The sequence below is a fragment of the Stenotrophomonas sp. GD04024 genome (genome assembly GCF_029837545.1).
Taxonomy (GTDB): Bacteria; Pseudomonadota; Gammaproteobacteria; order Xanthomonadales; family Xanthomonadaceae; genus Stenotrophomonas; species Stenotrophomonas forensis.
Map to the genome: position 1 here is coordinate 38,716 of NZ_JAOEDV010000003.1, position 21,495 is coordinate 60,210.

Here is a 21,495-nt window from a genome sequence, read left to right on the forward strand (position 1 = left end):
CACGAGCCTCCCCCACATCGTATTCATCCACCGGCCGAACGGCCGGACTGACCCCAACAAGCATCCTCAGGAGTCTCCCCCATGGGCAAGATCATTGGTATCGACCTCGGCACCACCAACTCGTGCGTGGCGATCATGGACGGCGGCAAGGCCCGCGTCATCGAGAATTCGGAAGGCGATCGCACCACCCCGTCGATCGTCGCCTACACCAAGGACGGCGAAGTCCTGGTCGGCGCCTCGGCCAAGCGCCAGGCCGTGACCAACCCGAAGAACACCTTCTACGCGGTGAAGCGCCTGATCGGCCGCAAGTTCACCGACGCCGAAGTGCAGAAGGACATCGCGCACGTCCCGTACGGCATCCTGGCCCATGACAATGGCGACGCCTGGGTGTCGACCAGCGACGGCAAGAAGATGGCGCCGCAGGAAATCTCGGCCAAGGTGCTGGAAAAGATGAAGAAGACCGCCGAGGACTTCCTCGGTGAGAAGGTCACCGAAGCGGTCATCACCGTGCCGGCCTACTTCAACGACAGCCAGCGCCAGGCGACCAAGGACGCCGGCCGCATCGCCGGCCTGGACGTCAAGCGCATCATCAACGAGCCGACCGCGGCCGCGCTGGCCTATGGCCTGGACAAGGGCGACAACAAGGATCGCAAGATCGTGGTGTACGACCTGGGCGGCGGTACCTTCGACGTCTCGGTGATCGAGATCGCCAACGTCGACGGTGAGAAGCAGTTCGAAGTGCTGGCCACCAACGGCGACACCTTCCTGGGCGGCGAAGATTTCGACAACCGCGTCATCGAGTACCTGGTTGAAGAATTCAACAAGGACCAGGGCATCGACCTGCGCAAGGACCCGCTGGCCCTGCAGCGCCTGAAGGACGCCGCCGAGCGTGCCAAGATCGAGCTGTCCAGCGCGCAGCAGACCGAAGTGAACCTGCCGTACGTCACCGCCGACGCCTCGGGCCCGAAGCACCTGAACATCAAGCTGACCCGCGCCAAGCTGGAAGCGCTGGTGGAAGACCTGATCAAGAAGTCGATCGAGCCGTGCCGCGTCGCCCTGAACGATGCCGGCCTGCGTTCGAGCGACATCAGCGAAGTGATCCTGGTCGGTGGCCAGACCCGCATGCCGAAGGTGCAGCAGGCGGTGACCGAGTTCTTCGGCAAGGAACCGCGCAAGGACGTCAACCCGGACGAAGCCGTGGCACTGGGTGCGGCGATCCAGGGCGGCGTGCTCGGCGGCGACGTCAAGGACGTGCTGCTGCTGGACGTGACCCCGCTGTCGCTGGGCATCGAGACAATGGGCGGCGTGTTCACCAAGATCATCGAGAAGAACACCACCATCCCGACCAAGGCCTCGCAGGTGTTCTCCACCGCCGAGGACAACCAGTCGGCCGTGACCGTGCACGTGCTGCAGGGTGAGCGCGAACAGGCCCGCTTCAACAAGTCGCTGGCCAAGTTCGACCTGTCCGGCATCGAGCCGGCCCCGCGCGGCCTGCCGCAGGTGGAAGTGTCCTTCGACATCGACGCCAACGGCATCCTGCACGTGTCGGCCAAGGACAAGAAGACCAACAAGGAACAGAAGGTCGAGATCAAGGCCGGTTCGGGCCTGTCCGAGGAAGAGATCGCACGCATGGTCGCCGACGCGGAAGCCAACCGCGAGGAAGACAAGAAGTTCCAGGAGCTGGTGCAGGCCCGCAACCAGGCCGATGCCCTGATCCACGGCACCCGCAGCGCGATCACCGAGCACGGCAGCAAGGTCGGCGGCGAAGTGATCGGCAAGGTCGAGGCGGCCCTGGCCGACCTGGAAACCGCGATGAAGGGTGACGACAAGGCACAGATCGAAGCCAAGTCGAAGGTGCTGGAAGAAGCGGGCCAGTCGCTGTTCGCCGCGGCTTCGGCCGACCAGGGCGGTGCTGCCCCGGGCGCCGATGCCGGCAACGCTGGCAAGGGCAACGACGATGTGGTCGATGCCGAGTTCACCGAAGTCAAGGACGACAAGAAGTCCTGATCCGGACCGACGCGGGACGCTGCCTGGCAGCGTCCCGTTGTCGCATCAGGGTCCTGGCCGCCACCGGCGTGTCGGGGCGCCCGACGCAAGAGCGGACCTGGTTCCGCTCTTCCGCTTTGACGAATCCCGACTTTCCGGAACCAGATTCACGATATGAGCAAGCGCGATTACTACGAAGTGCTGGGCGTTGCCCGCACCGCCACCGACGACGAGCTGAAGAAGGCCTACCGTCGCTGCGCGATGAAGTTCCACCCGGACCGCAACCCGGGTGATGCGGCCGCCGAAGCCTCCTTCAAGGAGTGCAAGGAAGCCTACGAAGTGCTGTCCGACGGCAACAAGCGCCGCATGTACGACAGCCACGGCCACGCTGCGTTCGAGCACGGCATGGGCGGTGGTGGCGGTCCGGGCGGCCCGGGCGGCCCGGACATGAACGATATCTTCGGCGATATCTTCGGCAACATCTTTGGTGGAGCAGGCGGTGGCCCGCGCCAGGCCCGTCGCGGCGCCGACATCGGCTACGTGATGGAGCTGGACCTGGAAGAAGCGGTGCGTGGCGTTGAGCGCCGCATCGAGATTCCGACCCTGGCCGAATGCGGCGACTGCGATGGCAGTGGCTCCGAAGACGGCAAGGTCGAGACCTGCAATGTGTGCCATGGCCGCGGCCAGGTGCGCATCCAGCGCGGCATCTTCGCCATGCAGCAGGCCTGCCACAACTGCGGCGGCCGCGGCCAGATCATCGCCAAGCCCTGCAAGACCTGCCACGGCAACGGCCGTGTCGAGGAAGACAAGGTGCTGTCGGTGAAGGTGCCGGCCGGCGTCGATACCGGCGACCGCATCCGCCTGCAGGGCGAGGGCGAGGCTGGTCCGGCCGGTACCCCGCCGGGTGACCTGTACGTGGAAGTGCGCGTGCGCGAGCATGCCATCTTCCAGCGCGATGGCGACGACCTGCACTGCGAAGTGCCGATCCGCATCTCGCAGGCCGCATTGGGCGACACCGTGCGCGTGGCCACCCTGGGGGGCGAGGCGGAGATCCGCATCCCGGCCGAGACCCAGACCGGCAAGCTGTTCCGTCTGCGCGGCAAGGGCGTGCGTTCGGTGCGCAGCCGCAGCGAGGGCGATCTGTACTGCCGCGTGGTGGTGGAGACCCCGGTCAACCTCACCAACGAACAGCGCAAGCTGCTGGAGCAGTTCGAAGCCACCTTCGTCGGCGAGGAAGCACGCAAGCACTCGCCGAAGTCGGCCACCTTCATGGATGGCGTGAAGGGCTTCTGGGACCGCATGACGTCCTGAGTTTTTCAACGGAAGCGTTGAACGAAAGCGCCGGGCCAAGCCCGGCGTTTTCGTATGCGGTCAGCGGAAAAACGCCGCCGGCGTCTGCCCCAGCTGACGCTTGAACATGCTGGTGAACGCGCTCGGGCTGTCGTAGCCCATCGCCAGTGCGACATCAATGACCTTGTCCCCCACTGCCAGTCGTTCCATCGCGGCCAGCAGCCGCGCCTGTTGCCGCCACTGGCCGAAGGTCATGCCCAGTTCGCTGCCGAAACGCCGCTGGATGGTTTTCACGTCCACCTCCAGCGCCTGCGCCCAGTCCTGCAGCGTGGCGTCATCGCCAGGCTGCTTCTGGATGTGCTGGCAGATCCGCTGCAGGCGCGGGTCGGTCGCGGCGGGCAGATGCAGTGGCAGCACGTCCATGCGATGCAGTTCGTCCAGCAGCAGGCGCACCACGCGGCCATCGCGGCTGTCTTCGACGTGCTCGCCCTTGATCAGCGTGGCGGCCTGCAGCAGCTCACGCAGTAGGGGGGCCACCTGTACCGCGAACGGTTCGGCCGGCAATTGCGGCGCGAACAACGGGTCGATGTACAGGCTGCGCATGTGCACGGCGGCGATGCAGTCCACCGCGTGCACCATGCCGGCCGGCATCCAGATCGCACGGGTCGAGGGCACCACCCAGCGGCCCACTTCCGAGCGCACCACCATCAGCCCCGAGATGGCATAGACCAGCTGGTGGCGCTGGTGCTTGTGGCCTGCGATGTGGCTACCGGCCGGGTACTGGGTGACCCGATAGGTGACCGGGCGATGCTGGGGGACGTCGCGCCAGGGTGCCGCCGGATCGACGTCGCTGGCAATGTCCTTTTTGCGATAGGCCATGACCCGAACGCGGCAGAAGGGAGGGGAGGGCAACCGTAGCATGCGTGGCTCGCCCCCAACCTGACTGCGTCCATGTCCGCCCTGGCTTCTCCCGCAACGACCTCACGCCCGGTGGCTCCCGGTGTGCTGGCTGCCATTTCCACCTCGCATGTCGTCAACGACATGATGCAGTCGCTGATCCTGGCCATCTATCCGGTGATCAAGGGCGGCTTCAATCTCAGCTTCACCCAGATCGGCCTGATCACGCTGACCTACCAGCTCACCGCCTCGATCTTCCAGCCGTTGGTCGGCATGGCCACCGACCGGCGCCCGGCGCCATACTCGCTGCCGATCGGCATGGCCTCGACCCTGTGCGGCATGCTGCTGCTCGGCTTCGCGTCGAGCTACGCCGTGGTGCTGCTGGCCGCCGCGATGGTCGGCATCGGTTCGGCGATCTTCCACCCCGAGGCCTCGCGCATCGCGCGGCTGGCCTCGGGCGGCCGTCATGGCTTCGCGCAGTCGGTGTTCCAGGTCGGCGGCAATTTCGGTACCGCGCTCGGCCCGCTGATCGCCGCTGCGGTGATCGTGCCGTATGGCCAGCACGCCGCCTCGTGGTTCGCCGGTGCCGCCCTGATCGGCATCGCGCTGCTGACCTATGTCGGCCGCTGGTATGCGCTGCACCTGGGCACGCCGCGTCCGGCCAGCACCGCATCGATGGCGCCGCGGCATCCGCCGCGCACCGTGGCCAAGGTGCTGGCGATCCTGCTGGTGCTGATCTTCAGCAAGTACTTCTACATGGCCAGCATCGGCAGCTACTTCACCTTCTACCTGATCCACCACTTCGGCATTCCGGTGGCGCAGGCGCAGCTGCACCTGTTCGCATTCCTGGTGGCCTCTGCCGCCGGTGGTTTCCTCGGCGGCCCGCTGGGTGACCGCATCGGTCGCAAGCCGATCATCTGGACGTCGATCCTGGGTGTGGCGCCGTTCGCGCTGATGTTGCCGCATGCGGATCTGTTCTGGACGACAGTGCTGGCGGTGCTGATCGGCTTCGTGCTGTCCTCGGCGTTCTCGGCGATCGTGGTCTACGCGCAGGAGATGATGCCGCATCGCATCGGCATGGTGTCGGGCCTGTTCTTCGGCTTCGCGTTCGGCATGGGCGGACTGGGCGCGGCCGTGCTCGGCCTGCTGGCGGACAAGACCAGCATCGAGTACGTCTACCAGCTGACCGCGTTCCTGCCGCTGCTGGGCATCGTGGCTGCGTGGCTGCCGCCGTCGCGGCCTGCTGCTCACTGAGGGGTTTGGGTTTGCAGGGCTTGCAGCCCTGCGCCTGCGGTAGTGCCGGCCGCTGGCCGGCAACCTCAACAGCAAGAGCTGGCTTTCCGTGGGTTGGCGGGGTGGGTCCGGTTGAGGGGGACGCCGTGAATACGTCCATGTAGGCTTGGTCGCGGCATCCATGCCGCTCACACCCCCTCAACCGGACCCACCCAGCCTTCGACAGTTTTCCGCGATCTGGCAGAGCGGCGTTTTGCTCTGGTAGGTGTCGACCTTGGTCGACACGGATGAATTCATTCGATGTCTCACAGATGTGTCGACCAAGGTCGACACCTACCAACAGCACACGGAATCTGTCAGAGGTGGGGCGGTGTCGGAGTGCGGGGTGTCCGCGGCATGGATGCCGCGGCCAAGCCCCCATGGGTGAGGGCGCTTTGCTTGCGAAGCACTGCTTCGCAAGCGCCCGAACGCACAGCCGCCAGCGGTTGGGCCGGACCGCGGAGCGGGGTTCACGGCGTCCCCGCACTCTGACACCGCCCCGCCTCCCCACGGAATGCCCGTTTTTGACGTTGACGTTGATTTGGCTTGCAAGCGGATGCAGGGCTGCAAGACCTGCCGAACCCTCCACCGGGCGTAGAATGCTGGCATGAGCGAATCCCTTGACAACCACCTGGTCCACGGCCGCCGCCAGCGGCCCGACGGCCCATCGCCGATCGATGTCATCTCGGTCCAGTCGCAACTTGTCTACGGCCACGCCGGCAACAGCGCCGCCGTTCCGCCGATGCGCGCGCTCGGCGTTCGCGTGGCGGAAATCCCGACCGTGCTGCTCAGCAACGCGCCGTTCTACGACACCACCCGCGGCCGCGTGCTGCCCGTCGACTGGTTCGCCGACCTGCTGCTCGGTACCTACGAACGCGGCCTGCCGCAGCGGGCCAGGATGCTGGTGTCCGGCTACTTCGGCAGTACCGCCAACGGTGCCGCGTTCGCCGACTGGCTGGACGAGATCCTGCCGGACTGCCCACAGCTGCGCTACTGCCTGGACCCGGTGATCGGCGATACCCATACCGGGCCCTATGTCGAGCCTGGCCTGGAAGCGATCTTCGCCGAGCGCCTGCTGCCGCATGCCTGGCTGGTCACGCCGAACGCATTCGAACTGAACCGCCTCACCGGCATGCCGGCGTTGGCGGAGGCCGATGCCATCGCCGCCGCCCGTACGTTGCTCGACCGTGGTCCGCAATGGGTGATCGCGCACAGCGTCGGTGGAAACCCCGGCGAGCTGGTGACCCTGGCGGTCGGTCGCGGGGAAACCTGGCGCTGGACCTCGCCGTTGCTGCCGGTGGATGTGGCCGGCACCGGCGATGTGCTGATGTCACTGGTGGTGTCGTTCCTGCTGCGCGGCGAATCGATGCAGCAGGCGATCTCGCGCGCCATTGCCGGTACCCATGCAGCGCTGGAGGCGACCCTGGACAACGGCTTCGAAGAGTTCGACGTGATCGCCGCGGCGCCTGCCGCACTGGCCGAAGGCACGCGCTTCCGCGCCGAACGCGTGGCATGAGCGATCTGCACGAACGCACGCCGCGCACGGTCGGCATTGTCGGCAGCGCCGGCGCCTACGGGCGCTGGTTGAGCCGCTTCTTCCAGCAGCACATGCAGCTGCAGGTGATCGGCCATGATCCCGCGGACCCGGCGTCGCACGCGCCGGAGCAGCTGTTGGCGCAGGCTGACGTGCTGGTGTTCTCGGCACCGATCCGGCACACGCCTGCGCTGATTGCCCAGTACGTGCAGCAGTCGGCGGGGCGCGAGCAGGACCGCCTGTGGCTGGACGTGACGTCGGTGAAGGAAGCGCCGGTGCAGGCGATGCTGGCCTCGCAGGCTGAAGTGGTCGGCCTGCATCCGATGACCGCGCCGCCCAAGGCACCGACGCTGAAAGGCCGGGTGATGGTGGTGTGCGAAGCGCGGCTGCAGCACTGGCAGCCGTGGGTCGACGCGTTGTGCGCGGCGCTGCAGGCCGAGTGCGTGCGCGCCACCCCGCAGCACCACGACCAGATGATGGCGCTGGTACAGGCGATGGTGCATGCCAGCCACCTGGCCCAGGCTGGCGTGCTGCGCCAGTACCAGCCGCAGCTGGGCGATCTGGCCGCGATGATGCCGTATCGTTCGGCGTCGTTCGAGCTGGATACCGCGATCATTTCGCGCATCCTGTCGTTGAATCCGGCCATCTACGAAGATATCCAGTTCGGCAACCCGTACGTGGCGCCGATGCTGGAGCGGCTGATCGGCCAGTTGCAGTCCCTGCAGGCACAGATCGGGCAGGGCGACGACGGCGCACGCGGCGCATTCCGTGAGCAGCTGTTGTCGGCCAACCGCAGCGCCTTCGGCGAGCAGGCACTGGCTGACGGCAACTACACCTTCGAGCGGGTGGGCTACCTGCTGGCGGACCTGACCGAGCGCAATGCGCTGTCGGTGCATCTACCAGAAGACCGGCCCGGTTCGCTGCGTGAGCTGCTGAATGTGTTCGAGCAGCACCGCATCAGCCTGGCCTCGATCCACTCCTCGCGCACGCCAGGGGGCGAAGTGCATTTCCGTATCGGGTTCGTGGCGGGTAGCGACCCGGCAGCGATCGCAGCGGCTGCGGCCGAGGTGGACGCCAGCGGCATCGGCCGGGTGCTCGGCTGAATTCATCCACAGGCAGTGTGGATGATTTCTGCGCAAACGTGTGGATAACCGCATGCAGGCCTTGGCATGCAAGGCTGTCAAGATGCCTGGCGATAAATTGGCCACGCCTCTTGTTGCGTCGAGACATGCTCGACCGCCCTTGGCAGAAAGCGTGTCGACCAAGGTCGACACCTACCAGAGCGGGGCGATGCGGAATCCCCAGCGCGGGGCGATGCGGAATCCGGTGGCGCCGGGCCATGCCCGGCAAACCTCAGATCGTCAGCCGCAGCTCGCCGCCGCTGGTGGTGAACTCGCGGCCGTTGCGCACCAGCTGGCGGCCATCATCCAGCTCGTAGCGCGGCGTGGCCTCGGAGTGGTGCCCGCTGCCATTCGCCTCGGGCTTGAACTCGATGATGATGTGGCTTTCGCCATTGCTGTCGACGGCCGGAAACTGACGGAACGACATCGTGCACCTCCTTCTACGGACTACGGACGCTGCTGTTCGTCGCCAGCTTGGTCCGGCCGATGTTAGGCGACCGTCATCAATCGATGAACTGCAAGCGTGCCAGTTCAGCGTACAGACCGCCTTCGGCCAGCAACTGTGCGTGCGTGCCCTCGGCCACGATACGGCCCTGGTCCATCACCACGATGCGGTCGGCCTTGAGCACGGTGGCCAGGCGGTGGGCGATCACCAGCGTCGTGCGGCCGGCCATCAACCGCTCCAGCGCCTGCTGCACGCTGTACTCGCTCTGCGCGTCCAGCGCGCTGGTGGCTTCGTCCAGCAGCAGGATCGGTGCATCCTTCAGCAGGGCACGGGCAATTGCCACGCGCTGCTGCTGGCCGCCGGAGAGGCGGGCGCCGCGCTCACCCAGTTCACTGTCGTAGCCCTGCGGCAATGCACGCAGGAAGCCATCGGCCTCGGCCGCGCGTGCGGCCTGCTCGACCTCGTCGTCGCTGGCCTGCAGACGGCCATAGCGGATGTTCTCGCGCGCACTGGCCGCGAACAACGTCGGCTGCTGCGGTACCAGTGCCAGCTGCGCGCGCAGTTCGGCAGGGTCGGCCTGGCGCACGTCGACGCCATCCACGCAGATGCGGCCGCTGGCCGGATCGTGGAAACGTAGCAGCATCGACAGCACCGTGCTCTTGCCGGCGCCGGACGGGCCGACCAGGGCGACGGTCTCGCCGGGCCGCACGTGCAGGGTGAAATGATCCAGCGCGGCCTGGTCCGGCCGCTGCGGGTAATGGAACACCACATCGTCGAACTGGATTTCGCCACGCAGCGGCTGCGGCAGCGCGTGCGGCTGTGCCGGCGCGCGGATCTCGATGTCTTCCTGCAGCAGCTCACCGATGCGGCCCATGCCACCGGCCGCACGCTGCAGTTCGTTCCAGACTTCGGCCAGCGCGCCGACCGAGCCGCCGCCGATCAGCGCATACAGCACGAACTGGCCGAGGGTGCCGGCGCTCAGGCGCCCGTCGATCACGTCGTGTGCACCCAGCCAGAGCACTCCCACGATGGCGCCGAACACCAGCAGGATGGCGCTGGCGGTGACCAGCGACTGCGCGCCGATGCGGCGGCGTGCGGCCTTGATCGCGTCGCCAAGCGCATGGTCGAAGCGGCCGCGTTCGTACGGCTCACGGGCATGGGCCTGCACTGTACGCACCGCACCGAGGGTCTCGCTGGCCAGGCTGTTGGCATCTGCGATGCGGTCCTGGCTGTTGCGCGCGACGGTGCGCAGCTTGCGCGCACCGATGATGATCGGCAGCACCGCCAGCGGGATGCCGAGCAGCGACCACGCTGCCAGCCTCGGGCTGGTGACGAACAGCATCGCCAGGCTGCCGACCACGGTCACGCTGCTGCGCAGAGCGACCGACATCGTTGAACCGACCACGCTGCGCAGCAGCTCGGTGTCGGCGGTCAGGCGCGAGACCAGCTCACCGCTGCGGCTGCGGTCGTGGAAGCCCGCGCCCAGCTGGATCAGATGCGCGTACAACTGGCTGCGCAGGTCGGCGACGACCTTTTCGCCCAGCAGCGACACGAAGTAGAAGCGCGCGGCGGTGCCCAGCGCCATCACCACCGCCACCAGCATCAGCAGGGCGAAGGCACGGTTGATCTGGCCGCCGCTGCTGAAGCCGTGGTCGATCATCTGCTTCACGGCCGGTGGCAGGCTCAGCGTGGCGGCCGAAGAGACAGCCAGGGCCAGCAGCCAGGCGGTGAACAGGCCGCTGTGGCGGCGCACGAACGGCCATAGCGTGCGCAGGCTGCCAAGGCGGCGCAGCGGCGGGGTCGAAGCGGGGGCGTCGTCCTTGTCAGTCATCCTGGTCGTCGTCTTCTATGCGGATACGGTCACGGGTGGCGTCGCGCAGGCGGATTTTCAATGCGTCGACCTGATCGGCAGGCAATTCGATCCGCAGGCACACGCCATTGGCATCGAACTGTTCATCACGCTTCCCGGCACCAAAGGCGGGCAGGGTGGCATGCAGGCTGCCCAGGTCCTCGAAGCCGGCCAGCAGCTGCAGGCGGGCCATGGTGACCAATGGCAGGCGTGGCGCGGTACGCAGGCACTCGGCGGCGGCACCGCCGTAGGCGCGGACCAGGCCGCCGGCACCGAGCTTGATGCCGCCGAACCAGCGCGTCACCACCACCATCACCCGGTCGAAACCCTGGCCATCGATGGCGGCCAGGATCGGCCGCCCGGCGGTGCCTGCGGGCTCGCCATCGTCGCTGGAGCGGTAGTCCTGCCCATGGCGGTAAGCCCAGCAGTTGTGCGTGGCATCGGCCACTGCAACCTGCTGCAGGAACGCCATCGCCGCCGCGGCGCCATCAATCGGCGTGGCATGGGCAATGAAGCGGCTGTGTTTGACTTCCAGCGTGTGACTGACCGGCTGGGCGAGGGTATCGGGCATCTCCACCATTCTACGGTGTTGCGCCCGGCCTCCGTGGGTCTCAGTCGTCCAGCAACGGGCGAAGGTCGCGCGGCAGGCGCGATTCTGGATACTGCTCGATGTAGCGTTCCAGGCTGGCGCGGGCAAGGTCGCGCTGGCCCGCATCGCGGCGGTCACGGATTTTTTCCAGCCACTGCCGGCGTGGCAGGCGCGCGTCGGCGCCGACTTCTGCCTGCACCGCATCGGCACTCAGGCTGGCATCGCTGCTGCGGCGCATGACGCCCGCCGCGGAACGGCTGGCGGCCTCGCGCTTCATCGAGGTGATCTGTACCCGATCCAGTGCCTGCGCCGGCTCGGCGTTGGCTGCGGCGTTGTCCATGGCCGCTTCGGCCGTGCGTGCCTTGAGCGCCGCTGCCGGAGCGGGCGCGAATGCCGGAGCAGGTGCCGAGTAGGCTGCCGGGGCCGGTGGCGCAGGCGGAGCCGCTGCTGGTGCGGCTGACGGTGTGGCAAAAGGCGTATCGGCGGCGGCCTCTGCCGCCCTTGAGCGCGCGGCGCGTGCCGGTGCGTCCACGGGTGCAGGCTTGGGTGCTGCCGCCACTGCGGGTGCACGCGCGGCGGAAGCCGGTGCGGGCGTGGGGGCGGCCATCGGAGTTGCCATCGGAGCAGCCTCGGGCGTTGCCGGCGGTGCAGCCGGTTCTGCGGCTGCCGCCGTCCGGTCCGCAGCTCCGCCTGCAGCAGGCGGCGCATCGGCTGCGATCTCGGCAGCAGCAGGCGCGGCAGCGACGGCTGCTTCACCTGCCGGGACCGGTGGTGGTTCCGGGCGCAGCTGCCAGGCGATGCCGATGGCGAACACCATCGAGGCGGCGATACCGAACACGGCCGGCCAGCGCGAGCGTGAGCGCCGTGCGCGGGGTGCTTCCGGGGAGGCGGCGGTTGCGGCGGCCGGTGCGTCCACGGCGGCGCGCGCCGCGGCCAGGATGGCGGCGTCGAGCGGGGCCGGCGGCGCCTGTTCGGCGCGACGGCCGAGCAGGCGGGCCAGCTCGCGTTCTTCCGGCGTCAGCGGTTCGTCTCGGTTCATGCGTTCAATCCCGCACGCAGCTTGTCCATCGCATAGCGCAGCCGCGATTTCACTGTTTCCCGGCCTACGCCGGTGATCTGGCCGATCTCCTCCAGGCTCAGTTCCTGATCCAGCCGCAGCTGCAGCACTTCGCGCTGCTCGGGCGGCAGTTGTTCCATCGCCAGCTGGATGCGGCGACGTTGTTCGAATTCGGAAAGTTCGGCTTCCGGGGTCTGCCCATCCTCGATCGCGGCCAGGCGCAGCTCGGCGTCGGCCGGTGCGGAGGGACGATGGCGGGCGGCACGCCAGTGATCGTTCAAGCGGTTATGGGCGATGCGGAACAGCCAGGTGCTGAATGCCGCCTCGGGCTGCCAGCCGGCGCGGGCGCTGATCACCCGCTGCCAGACGTCCTGGAAGATCTCCTCGGCCAGCGCGTTGTCGCGCAGTTGCCGCAGCAGGAACCCGAACAGCCGCTTGCGATGGCGCGCATACAGGCTTTCGAACGCGCGCAGGTCGCCACCGGCCCAGGCCAGCATCAAGGCTTCATCGGTTGGCAATGCGCTGGCTTCCACGGCGTACAGGGTAAGGCTTGCAGGCGATGGCGCATAGCCGGTGGCGAGGGCGGGCAGGGCAGGGTTCATGGCGCGCAAGGGGCTACGGACAGCAGGAAAAACGTACGGGCGCACGATTCGGGGTTTGCGGGCTTCCATTGCCCCCCGGGTGGCGCGCTATGCTCGACGGCTCAGGGGAGGCGACGCACAGACGGCGCCAAGAGATTGTCATTTGTCCACGTATGCTGAACCGGCGGAAGAGCCACCACACGAGGTCGTGCTGAGCACGGCGCTGGTGCGCGCGCTGCATGCGCTGTTGCCGGAATCGGCGGTGGTCCGTGTGGGCTGGGATGACCCGCAGCTGGGCTGTGGCCAGGGCGGATGGCCCTTGCTGGCGGTGACGGGGTGCGCCTCCGGGGAACCCGGCATCGGCGATGGCCAGCACGGCTGGGAGTACGACGGTGCGCGGCTGCTGCTGTCGGTGGCCGGCGCGGCGCCCTCGTCCGCGTGGTGGGGGCTGGCCCGGCAGGCGATGGAACTGGCCCTGCAGCGTGGCCGCCAGGCCGGGCAGATCAAGGCGCTGGAAGAGGCCGAGCGCCTGCAGCAGGCGTTGTTCCAGATCGCCGACCTGGCCGGTGCCGACCTTGAGATGGGCGAGATGCTGCGCCACGTGCACGGCGTGCTGGGCACGCTGATGTACGCGGAGAACTGCTACATCGTCGAGTACGACGATGTGCGGGACCAGATCCGCTTCCTGTACTTCGCCGACCAGGTGGATGATTTCGTTGCCGATCCATCGCAGAGCCACGCCGCCAGCGAGATGCCTCGCAGTCTGACCGTAGCGCTGCTGCGCCATGGCAGGCCGCTCAGTGGCCCGTCGCGCGAACTGCTGGCGCGGGTGATGGAGCAGGAGCACGACCCCCAGCGCGGGCCGGAAAGCCTGGACTGGCTGGGCGTGCCGATGCTGCGCGATGGCCGCGTATGCGGCGCCATCGTGGTGCAGAGCTATGAACAGGCTGCCCGCTATGGTGAGGCCGAGCGGGCCCTGCTGGGGTTCGTGGCCCAGCACGTGCAGACCGCCATGGACCGGCGCCAGGCGCAGGTACGGCTGGAGCAGCAGGTAGAACGGCGCACGCAGGAACTGCGGCGCGCCAACCGCAGCCTGCAGGATGAAGTGACCGAGCGCCGTCGCGCCGAACAGCTGCAGACCGCGCTGTACAACATTGCCGAGATGGCGATGTCGGCCGACAGCCTGGCCCAGTTCTACGGGCAGGTGCATGGCGTGGTCGGGCGCCTGCTCGATGCGCGCAACTTCTACATCGCACTGGTCAACCCGGCGGGCAATGGACTGGATTTCGTCTATTCGGTGGACGAGCACAATGCCAGTCGTGCGCCGCGACCGTTCAGCCGCGGCCTGACCGAGTACGTGGTGCGCAACCGGCGCCCGCTGCTGGCCTCGCGTGCGCAGATCGACGCGCTGCTGGCCACCGGCGAAGTGCGCGAATCCGGCGCCCGCTCGCATTGCTGGCTGGGCGTGCCCCTGCTGCGCGACGATGAAGTGGTGGGCGCGATCGTGGTGCAGAGCTACAGCGAGAGCAGCACGTTCAGCGTGCACGACCAGCGCCTGTTGACCTTCGTCGCGCAGAACATCGGCACCGGCCTGGCCCGCCAGCGAGACCAGCAGCGGCTGCGCTCGGCGCATGCCGAGCTGGAAAAGCGGGTGGAGGAGCGTACCCGCGAACTGGCCGAGGTGAACGAAAAACTGCTCGGCCAGATCGGCGAGCGCCTGCGTGCCGAACAGCGCCTGACCCATCAGGCCATGCATGACGCGTTGACCGGCCTGCCCAACCGGTTGCACCTGCTCGACCGCCTGCAGGATGCGCTGGCGCTGGCCAGGCGCGAGGGCGGCCCGGTGTTCGCCGTGCTGTTCCTCGACCTGGACCGTTTCAAGCTGGTCAACGACAGCATCGGCCATGCGGCCGGCGACCGCATGCTGGTGGAAGTGGCCAAACGCATCGTGTCGATGGCCGGCCCCGAGGATGTGGTGGCGCGGCTGGGCGGCGACGAGTTTGCCGTGTTGCTGCAGTGCCCGCAGGGCTTGGCACAGGCATTGGACTTCGGCCAGCGGTTGCTGCTGGCGCTGCAGGAATCGATGTGGATCGCCGGGCGCGAGCTGTTCCCGTCCGGCAGCCTGGGCATCGCCTTGTGGAACCCGCGCTACCGCACCGGTGAAGAACTGCTGCGCGATGCCGATGCCGCGATGTACCGGGCCAAGGCACAGGGCCACGATCGTTGCTCGATCTTCGATGAGGACATGCGCGAACAGGCAATGCGCAGCCTCGACCTGGAAGCCGATCTGCGCCGCGCGATCAACAACCGCGATTTCGTTCCCTTCTACCAGCCGATCGTGCGCCTGTCCGATGGCGAAGTGGTCGGGCACGAAGCGCTGCTGCGCTGGCAGCACGAGCGCCGTGGCCTGCTGCTGCCGGGTGCGTTCCTGGAACTGGGTGAGGAAAGCGGGCTGATCGAACAGGTCGACTGGCTGATCTACGAGCAGGTCATCGCCGGCCTGGGCAAGGGCGGCCAGGGCTACGTCTCGGTGAACGTGTCGCCGCGCCATTTCCGTTCAGCGGAATTCAGTGATCGCCTGTTCGGCCTGCTCGACACCCGTGGTGCCGATCCGCGCCGGCTGCGCCTGGAGATCACCGAGGTGGCGCTGCTGGACGATGGCCCGCATACGCTGCGCATCCTGCAGGGCCTGCGCGAGCGTGGCATTCAGGTGCAGCTGGACGATTTCGGTACCGGTTTCTCGGCGCTGTCCTACCTGCACCGCTTCCCGATCAGCACGTTGAAGATCGACCAGAGTTTCATCGCCGGCCTGCACGGCCCGGAAGTGCAGAGCACGCGCGCGCTGGTTGAAGGCGTGCTGTCGCTGGCGCGCACGCTGGGCATCGAGACCATCGGTGAAGGCATCGAGACCGAGGCGCAGCGGCAGACCCTGCGCGAACTCGGCTGTGATTACGGCCAGGGCTACCTGCTGGGCCGGCCCGCGCCCTGGGTGCACGCGGTGGCCTGAGCCGCCGCGTGCTGTTGCATTAGCGCAGGGCGGCGCGGCGTTTTTCGTCAATCCACTTCGAGGCCTGGGCAGGCTGGTAGTTCTGCATCCAGGTCAGCATCTCTTCGATGTCCGAGCCGTACCACAGGTCCTGGCGCTGGTCCGGATGCAGGAAGCGCTCCTCCACCATGCGATCGATCATGCCGATCAGCGGTGCATAGAAGCCATCCACATCGAGGAACGCGCACGGCTTGTTGCCGATGCCCAGCTGGCGCCAGGTCAGCATCTCGAAGATTTCTTCCATTGTCCCGAAGCCGCCGGGCAGGGCAACGAAGCCATCGGCCAGGTCGAACATGCGCGACTTGCGCTCGTGCATTGAGCCGACGATCTCCAGTTCGGTCAGGCCGCGATGGGCCACTTCCCAGTCGGCCAGCTGGCGCGGGATCACGCCGGTCACTTCACCGCCGGCGGCAAGTACGGCGTTGGCCACGGTTCCCATCAGGCCGACGTTGCCGCCGCCGTACACCAGGCGCAGGCCGTCGCGGGCGATGCGGTCACCCAGGGCAATGGCGCGCTCGGTATAGGCCGGCTTGCTGCCAGCGTTGGAGCCACAGTAGACGCAGATGGACTTCATGGGGGTTCCTGTCTCTTGGTGCGGAAACGAAAACGCCCCGCCGGCGACCGGGTCAGCGGTCGCGGGCGGGGTGTCCATGGAGTATGACGCGTTGGGCGGCGTTACGCTGCGGCGGCCTGCTCGCGGCGCGGGCCTTCGCGCAGGGCGCGGCCGACCATGCCCACCAGCAGGTCCAGCTCTTCGCTGTCCATGCCGAAGTGCGGGGTGAAGCGCAGCGAGTTCTCGCCACCGTGGATCACGTTGATGCCGTGCTGGCGCAGCCATTCCTCGGTGGAATTGGCGCCGTAGCACTTGAACTGCGGGGCCAGCTCGCAGGAGAACAGCAGGCCGGTGCCCTGCACCTTGGTGATCAGCCCGCCCAGTTCGCCCTTCAGCTGCTCCAGCTTGCGCACCGCTTCGGTACCCCGTTCGGCGATGTTGGCACGCACCTGCGGGGTCAGCTGGGCGAGGGTGGCGCAGGCCACATCCAGTGCACGCGGGTTGCTGGTCATGGTGTTGCCATAGATGCCCTTGCGGTACAGCTGCGCGGCATGCTCGGTCACCGCCAGCACCGACAACGGGTACTGTGCAGCGTTGAGGGCCTTGGAGTAGGTCTCCATGTCCGGCGGGTCCAGGCCTTCGAAGCCCGGGTAGTCGACCACCGACAACACGCCATGCGCGCGCAGGCCGGCCTGGATCGAATCGAGCAGCAGCAGGCTGCCGTGTGCACGGGTCAGTTCACGGGCCAGCGCATAGAACGCCGGCGGCACCGAACGGCCCGGGTCGCCTTCGCCCATCACCGGTTCCAGGAACACGGCTTCGACGAACCAGTGGTTGCGCGCAGCATCTTCGAACACCTTGCGCAGGCCAGCCTCATCGTAGGGCGCAACGGTGATCACCGAGTCTTCGCCGCGGTAGCTGGCCAGGTGCTGCATGTAGCTCTTGCGGCTGGAATCGGAGTACAGCGCCGGGCGGTCGGTACGGCCATGGAAGCTGCCCTTGACCACCACGCGCTTGAACGCCGCGCCAGCGTGGCGGGCGCCCGGGTCGGTCTGCAGCTTGGCGTTGACGTCGGCGATGCGGGCCGCCAGGCCGACCGCCTCGGAGCCGGAGTTCAGGCACATGAACCGGGCGAACGGGCAGCCGCCACGGCGATGGCCGATCTCGGCGCGCAGGGCCGTGATGAAACGCTGCTGCGACAGGCTCGGGGTCATGATGTTGGCCATCACCTGCGGGCGGGCCATCGCCTCCAGCACGGCATCCGGGGTGTGCCCGAAGCCGAGCATGCCGTAGCCGCCGGCGTCGTACAGCACCGCACCCTTCAGGGTCACCACCCAAGGACCGCGCGCGGCCAGCGCCACATACGGGGTCACTGCGTCATCGGCGTAGAAATTGACGAAGCCGTCCTGCATCGCGTCGATCTGCGCCTGCTCGTCCTGCGCCAGCAGCGGCCCCAGGTCGGCCTGCACGCGCGCGAATTCCTCGGCGGCGGCCTCCACCGCGGCAACCAGCTGCGGATGGCGGGCGGACAGGGCGGTCAGGGTGGCGTCGTCCAGGCCAGTAGTGAGGCGGGTGCCGGGCTGGTTGCGCAGGGGGGCGAGGCGTTCGATGACGCTCATTGCAGATCTCCTGAAACAATGGGTCGCACGGGTCTTCAAAAGCAAAACGCGCGTCATCACGCGCGCTTGGGGGCAGGCTCGTGCAGCGGACTTCCGGCTCGATGCTAGCACTTGTTTTTTTGCGCGATAACCCCGCAGAAACCTGCTGCATAGCAGCATTTTGCACGACGTTCGCCGCGAAGCGCGCCGGCTCGCAGACGCTGGACGTACAATGCGCGCCATTGTCGACCTGTTGCCGCCCACTGCCTTGAAGAAGTCCGATTTCAACTACGACCTGCCGGCCGAACTGATCGCGCAGGCGCCCCTGGCCGAACGTTCCGCCAGCCGCCTGCTGCTGGTGCCACCCGCCCCGGCAGGCTTCACCGACCTGCAGGTGCGTGACCTGCCGTCACAGCTGCAGCCGGGCGACCTGCTGGTGTTCAACGACACCCGGGTGATTCCGGCCCGCCTGTTCGGGCAGAAGGCCAGCGGTGGCCGCGTGGAGATCCTGATCGAGCGCCTGCTCGGCGGCCAGCAGGCGCGTGCGCAGGTGGGTGCCAGCAAGTCGCCGAAGGCCGGCAGCCGCATCGCGCTGGATGCCGGCGGCGAAGCCGAGGTGCTGGGCCGCGACGGCGAGTTCTACGTGCTGCAGTTCCATGTGCCCGAGTCACTGGAGCAGTGGCTGCTGCACGCCGGCCGCCTGCCGTTGCCGCCGTACATCCAGCGCGAGCCCGGCGTGGACGACCGCGAGCGCTACCAGACCGTGTTCGCGCGTGAAGTGGGCGCGGTGGCCGCGCCGACCGCCGGCCTGCATTTCGACGAACCGCTGCTGGCCGCGCTGAAGGAGAAGGGCGTGGACTTCGGCCACGTCACCCTGCACGTGGGCGCGGGCACCTTCCAGCCGGTGCGTGCCGATGACCTGAAGGACCACGTGATGCACCGCGAGTGGCTGAATGTCGGTGCCGAACTGGTGCAGCAGGTGCGGCGCACGCGCGCGGCTGGCGGCCGGGTGATTGGTGTCGGCACCACGGTGGTGCGTGCGCTGGAAAGCGCGATGCGCGATGGCGAGCTGCTGCCGTTCGCCGGCGAGACCCAGATCTTCATCACCCCGGGCTACCGCATCCGCAGCGTCGACGCGATGGTGACCAATTTCCACCTGCCGGAAAGCACCCTGCTGATGATGATTTCCGCGTTCGCCGGCAAGGACCGCGTGTTCGAGGCTTACCAGCACGCGATCGAGCAGCGCTACCGCTTCTTCAGCTACGGCGACGCGATGCTGCTGTTCCCGCAGGCGGGTTGAGGCGCTGCGCCTGCTACTTGCAGTTCTTGCTGGTGAACGCCCCGGTGCCGGCTGGCTGCACGTCCGCCGCGAGGCGGAAGGCGCTGCCACGTAGCAGGCCTTCGGCCTCCGTCCACGGCGCAGTGCGTTCGCGGAGTGCGATCAGCTCGCGACCCATCTCGATTGCCGCGCGCAGGTTGGTCGCCAGCGGCTTCTTTCCCTCCGGGCCCTTGCGATCGGCCTTGGCGTGGCAGTGGCTGGACTGCCCGCGATAGGTCAACAGGCGTTCGATGGGTAAGCCATCGGCAGTGTAGTCGCGCTGGACATGACTCTGCGAGTAGGAATCCTGCAGCAGATGCAGCAGGGAGCCGAACGCCATGTCGCGTATCAGTGGTTCGTCGTACTCGTGGCCGTACATGAAAAGGTCGGCCCCCGTCCAGTGGCGCTTTTCGGCCTGGAACCAGGGCGCCAGGCCGGCGAACTGACGTACCGGTGCCTCCACGTCCAACTGCTCCAGGCCTCCGCGCAAGGAGAGGCGGTAGCTGTACTCGGCCCAGGCCATCATGTGTTCCAGCGTGGTCGACGCCGCTTCGCCGGGCGCGCTCGCCATGGCGTGCAGGAACTGCATGTCGCCGTAGTGCGAGCGCTGCGCCATCAGTGACGCTTCGCCGTAACCGGCATCGGGATTGCGCTTGGCCTCCAGCATATGAGCCAGCCAGCAGTTCCCGCTCCGGTGCGGCAGCATCACTACCTTCCCCTGGCAGGCGCCAAGGGAGGGCACATCCGGGGGATTGTCGTTCCATTGCAGCCCCATGCTGACATGGCCGCGCTCGGAATGGGCCGCGCAGGATGGTTGGCCGGGGCAGCCGTACGACATCAGCATGATGCGCTCGTGCACGGGCTCGTAGCCGCTATCCAGGATCATCTGCAACGAGACGCCGCGAACGCCAAGCTGGTCCAGCCTGGTGCGCAGATCCTTGGCTTGGGCACGGGTCACCATCTGCAGTTCGAAGGCCGCGCAGGGCGCGCAGGCCAGGGCAGCGGCCAGAATCAGGCAGCCGGCCCGCAGTGCTGGGTGCAGCATCGTTCCCCCCGGTTCGATACGTCGCAGCGGCAGTCTGGACCTTCCGACAGGCGGTCGTCCAGTGCCCGTGACCGCAGGCTAGGATCGCAGCGCGCAGACCCCGGGGAGGGGCCTGTGCCCCACCAAGGAGAACGCTCATGCGGCGGATTGCCGGCCTGTGCCTGATCGTGTGTGGTCTTTCGTCCTGTACCAGCGTGCCCGATATCGCCTACTGGCCCGAGCACGAGGCCGTGCGACTCGACGCACCGGCGCGCAGCGAGCGCATGGTGATCGAGATCGATGATGCAGGGCGGTTCCATTGGCCGGGCCAGTTCGACCGCCTGCAGCACTGGCTGGCGGTCGAGCCGGCCGGGCTGCCCGTGGTGGTATTCATCAACGGCTGGCACCACAACGCATCGCCCACAGACAGCAATTTCACCGATTTTGACCGGTTCCTTGCCAGCGTCGAGGCCAAGGCCGGAACGCCGGTCAGGGGGCTGTACGTGGGCTGGCGGGGCGATTCCATCGACACCCCGCTGGCCTGGGAGCCAAGCGACTTCCTGACCGTATGGGACCGGAAGAACGCGTCCATAACCGTTGGTGAGGGTGGGCTGGCGCAGGTGGTGACGATGCTGCGCGAGCAGCACCCCGAGCGTACGGTCTACATGATCGGCCACAGCTTTGGCGGCTCGGCGCTGTTCCATGCGATCAAGAGCGGGCTGGCGCAGGAGCAGTTGCACGGCTTCGAGTACTTCATGCTCAACCCGGCGGTCGCCGAAGGCGAATTCGATGCGGTCGAGCAGGCGCTGGTCGCAGCGTGGGCGGCATCGCCGGCGTTCAGCGGCGCGGTCTCGATCACGGCAGCAGACGCTTTGCGCCAGCATCGCAAGGTCACGGTGCTGCAGGCGCAGGGCGACAAGGCGGTGGGCTTGGGCTACCGGATCGCCTTCCGCGATACCCCGATCGGCTTTGACCGCCAGCGGCAGACCCACCGTGCCAGGGTCTGCACTACAGGGGATGCCTGTCGACCCTCGCCCGCGGATGCCTGTACCGCGACCCTGGCCGATGGCCGCTTCGTGCTGCACGCGGTCAGCGTACCCGGCCAGGGCTGCGTGCCGATGCAGCAGCGGCCAGTATGGGTGATTGCCGGCGAGGACAGCGTCTCGGCCAACCATAACGACATCCTGAATTCGATCCAGGCCGAGGCCTTGGCCGACCTGCTGGCGCAGCGTTGGCGCCAGCGGGCAGTGCGCTGAACGGCGCAGACAGGTCACGGGTTCGTCGGCGCCCGGTTTTGGGAGACAATGGGCGACTATTTGCCTGAATGACCGCTCC

Annotated in this window: 17 protein-coding genes; 8 read left to right on the forward strand and 9 right to left on the reverse strand. The window is 67.5% G+C overall.

The window, feature by feature from the left end:
• The first annotated feature begins 81 nt into the window (after positions 1–81).
• On the forward strand, positions 82–2,007 hold the full coding sequence (gene dnaK / locus N7590_RS01555; protein WP_006434175.1) for a molecular chaperone DnaK: 1,926 nt from the start codon (positions 82–84) through the stop codon (positions 2,005–2,007).
• 153 nt (positions 2,008–2,160) lie between these two features.
• The gene (gene dnaJ, locus N7590_RS01560) at positions 2,161–3,297 is read left to right on the forward strand and encodes a molecular chaperone DnaJ (RefSeq protein ID WP_279935001.1); all 1,137 of its coding nucleotides are present in this window, start codon (positions 2,161–2,163) and stop codon (positions 3,295–3,297) included.
• A gap of 60 nt (positions 3,298–3,357) precedes the next feature.
• Here the strand turns inward: dnaJ and N7590_RS01565 are convergent, their stop codons facing one another.
• Positions 3,358–4,155 (reverse strand): helix-turn-helix transcriptional regulator, encoded by a 798-nt coding sequence (locus N7590_RS01565; protein ID WP_053510738.1) that lies wholly within the window; start codon positions 4,153–4,155, stop codon positions 3,358–3,360.
• A gap of 72 nt (positions 4,156–4,227) precedes the next feature.
• Between N7590_RS01565 and N7590_RS01570 the strand changes: the two genes are divergently transcribed.
• From N7590_RS01570 to N7590_RS01580, 3 genes are all read left to right on the forward strand, one after another.
• Positions 4,228–5,427 carry an MFS transporter gene (locus N7590_RS01570; RefSeq protein ID WP_053449491.1) on the forward strand — a complete coding sequence of 400 codons (1,200 nt, stop codon included), beginning with the start codon at positions 4,228–4,230 and terminating at the stop codon, positions 5,425–5,427.
• A 625-nt stretch (positions 5,428–6,052) separates the two neighbouring features.
• Complete coding sequence (gene pdxY, locus N7590_RS01575; RefSeq protein WP_164242444.1) at positions 6,053–6,961, forward strand: pyridoxal kinase; 909 nt, start codon at positions 6,053–6,055, stop codon at positions 6,959–6,961.
• Entirely contained in the window at positions 6,958–8,082 is a 1,125-nt protein-coding gene (locus tag N7590_RS01580; protein ID WP_164242443.1) for a prephenate dehydrogenase, read from the forward strand. The genes pdxY and N7590_RS01580 overlap by 4 nt, the downstream gene beginning before the upstream one ends.
• A gap of 250 nt (positions 8,083–8,332) precedes the next feature.
• On the opposite strand, the gene N7590_RS01585 is transcribed toward N7590_RS01580, so the two are convergent.
• From N7590_RS01585 to N7590_RS01605, 5 genes are all read right to left on the reverse strand, one after another.
• Entirely contained in the window at positions 8,333–8,527 is a 195-nt protein-coding gene (locus N7590_RS01585) for a hypothetical protein (protein WP_005416191.1), read from the reverse strand.
• A gap of 76 nt (positions 8,528–8,603) precedes the next feature.
• On the reverse strand, positions 8,604–10,376 hold the full coding sequence (locus N7590_RS01590) for an ABC transporter transmembrane domain-containing protein (protein WP_164087928.1): 1,773 nt from the start codon (positions 10,374–10,376) through the stop codon (positions 8,604–8,606).
• Positions 10,369–10,965, reverse strand: a complete 597-nt coding sequence (locus N7590_RS01595) for a YigZ family protein (RefSeq protein ID WP_053451288.1) — start codon at positions 10,963–10,965, stop codon at positions 10,369–10,371. The genes N7590_RS01590 and N7590_RS01595 overlap by 8 nt, the downstream gene beginning before the upstream one ends.
• Positions 10,966–11,005: 40 nt before the next feature.
• Complete coding sequence (locus N7590_RS01600) at positions 11,006–12,022, reverse strand: hypothetical protein (RefSeq protein ID WP_279935005.1); 1,017 nt, start codon at positions 12,020–12,022, stop codon at positions 11,006–11,008.
• Positions 12,019–12,537 (reverse strand): RNA polymerase sigma factor, encoded by a 519-nt coding sequence (locus tag N7590_RS01605; protein WP_230078993.1) that lies wholly within the window; start codon positions 12,535–12,537, stop codon positions 12,019–12,021. Before N7590_RS01605 ends, N7590_RS01600 begins: the two co-directional genes overlap by 4 nt.
• A gap of 247 nt (positions 12,538–12,784) precedes the next feature.
• Here N7590_RS01605 and N7590_RS01610 point away from each other — a divergent pair, with 247 nt between their 5' ends.
• Positions 12,785–15,628, forward strand: a complete 2,844-nt coding sequence (locus N7590_RS01610) for an EAL domain-containing protein (protein WP_164242441.1) — start codon at positions 12,785–12,787, stop codon at positions 15,626–15,628.
• 19 nt (positions 15,629–15,647) lie between these two features.
• On the opposite strand, the gene N7590_RS01615 is transcribed toward N7590_RS01610, so the two are convergent.
• Together N7590_RS01615 and N7590_RS01620 are read right to left on the reverse strand one after the other, a co-directional pair.
• Positions 15,648–16,241 (reverse strand): TIGR00730 family Rossman fold protein, encoded by a 594-nt coding sequence (locus N7590_RS01615; protein WP_006434211.1) that lies wholly within the window; start codon positions 16,239–16,241, stop codon positions 15,648–15,650.
• Positions 16,242–16,342: 101 nt separating this feature from the next.
• Entirely contained in the window at positions 16,343–17,839 is a 1,497-nt protein-coding gene (locus N7590_RS01620) for an aminotransferase class III-fold pyridoxal phosphate-dependent enzyme (RefSeq protein WP_279935008.1), read from the reverse strand.
• Between the two features lie 211 nt (positions 17,840–18,050).
• Here N7590_RS01620 and queA point away from each other — a divergent pair, with 211 nt between their 5' ends.
• Positions 18,051–19,118 (forward strand): tRNA preQ1(34) S-adenosylmethionine ribosyltransferase-isomerase QueA, encoded by a 1,068-nt coding sequence (gene queA / locus N7590_RS01625; RefSeq protein ID WP_053512025.1) that lies wholly within the window; start codon positions 18,051–18,053, stop codon positions 19,116–19,118.
• Between the two features lie 13 nt (positions 19,119–19,131).
• On the opposite strand, the gene N7590_RS01630 is transcribed toward queA, so the two are convergent.
• Positions 19,132–20,181 (reverse strand): hypothetical protein, encoded by a 1,050-nt coding sequence (locus N7590_RS01630; protein WP_279935011.1) that lies wholly within the window; start codon positions 20,179–20,181, stop codon positions 19,132–19,134.
• 137 nt (positions 20,182–20,318) lie between these two features.
• Here N7590_RS01630 and N7590_RS01635 point away from each other — a divergent pair, with 137 nt between their 5' ends.
• On the forward strand, positions 20,319–21,416 hold the full coding sequence (locus tag N7590_RS01635; RefSeq protein ID WP_164242439.1) for an alpha/beta hydrolase: 1,098 nt from the start codon (positions 20,319–20,321) through the stop codon (positions 21,414–21,416).
• Positions 21,417–21,495: the final 79 nt, after the last annotated feature.

Bases quoted from the DNA above. Each gene is read 5' to 3' on its own strand.
- dnaK (WP_006434175.1), top strand. From the start codon at position 82: ATGGGCAAGATCATTGGTATCGACCTCGGCACCACCAACTCGTGCGTG.
- dnaJ (WP_279935001.1), top strand. From the start codon at position 2,161: ATGAGCAAGCGCGATTACTACGAAGTGCTGGGCGTTGCCCGCACCGCC.
- N7590_RS01565 (WP_053510738.1), bottom strand. From the start codon at position 4,155: ATGGCCTATCGCAAAAAGGACATTGCCAGCGACGTCGATCCGGCGGCA.
- N7590_RS01570 (WP_053449491.1), top strand. From the start codon at position 4,228: ATGTCCGCCCTGGCTTCTCCCGCAACGACCTCACGCCCGGTGGCTCCC.
- pdxY (WP_164242444.1), top strand. From the start codon at position 6,053: ATGAGCGAATCCCTTGACAACCACCTGGTCCACGGCCGCCGCCAGCGG.
- N7590_RS01580 (WP_164242443.1), top strand. From the start codon at position 6,958: ATGAGCGATCTGCACGAACGCACGCCGCGCACGGTCGGCATTGTCGGC.
- N7590_RS01585 (WP_005416191.1), bottom strand. From the start codon at position 8,527: ATGTCGTTCCGTCAGTTTCCGGCCGTCGACAGCAATGGCGAAAGCCAC.
- N7590_RS01590 (WP_164087928.1), bottom strand. From the start codon at position 10,376: ATGACTGACAAGGACGACGCCCCCGCTTCGACCCCGCCGCTGCGCCGC.
- N7590_RS01595 (WP_053451288.1), bottom strand. From the start codon at position 10,965: ATGCCCGATACCCTCGCCCAGCCGGTCAGTCACACGCTGGAAGTCAAA.
- N7590_RS01600 (WP_279935005.1), bottom strand. From the start codon at position 12,022: ATGAACCGAGACGAACCGCTGACGCCGGAAGAACGCGAGCTGGCCCGC.
- N7590_RS01605 (WP_230078993.1), bottom strand. From the start codon at position 12,537: ATGCTGGCCTGGGCCGGTGGCGACCTGCGCGCGTTCGAAAGCCTGTAT.
- N7590_RS01615 (WP_006434211.1), bottom strand. From the start codon at position 16,241: ATGAAGTCCATCTGCGTCTACTGTGGCTCCAACGCTGGCAGCAAGCCG.
- N7590_RS01620 (WP_279935008.1), bottom strand. From the start codon at position 17,839: ATGAGCGTCATCGAACGCCTCGCCCCCCTGCGCAACCAGCCCGGCACC.
- queA (WP_053512025.1), top strand. From the start codon at position 18,051: ATGCGCGCCATTGTCGACCTGTTGCCGCCCACTGCCTTGAAGAAGTCC.
- N7590_RS01630 (WP_279935011.1), bottom strand. From the start codon at position 20,181: ATGCTGCACCCAGCACTGCGGGCCGGCTGCCTGATTCTGGCCGCTGCC.
- N7590_RS01635 (WP_164242439.1), top strand. From the start codon at position 20,319: ATGCGGCGGATTGCCGGCCTGTGCCTGATCGTGTGTGGTCTTTCGTCC.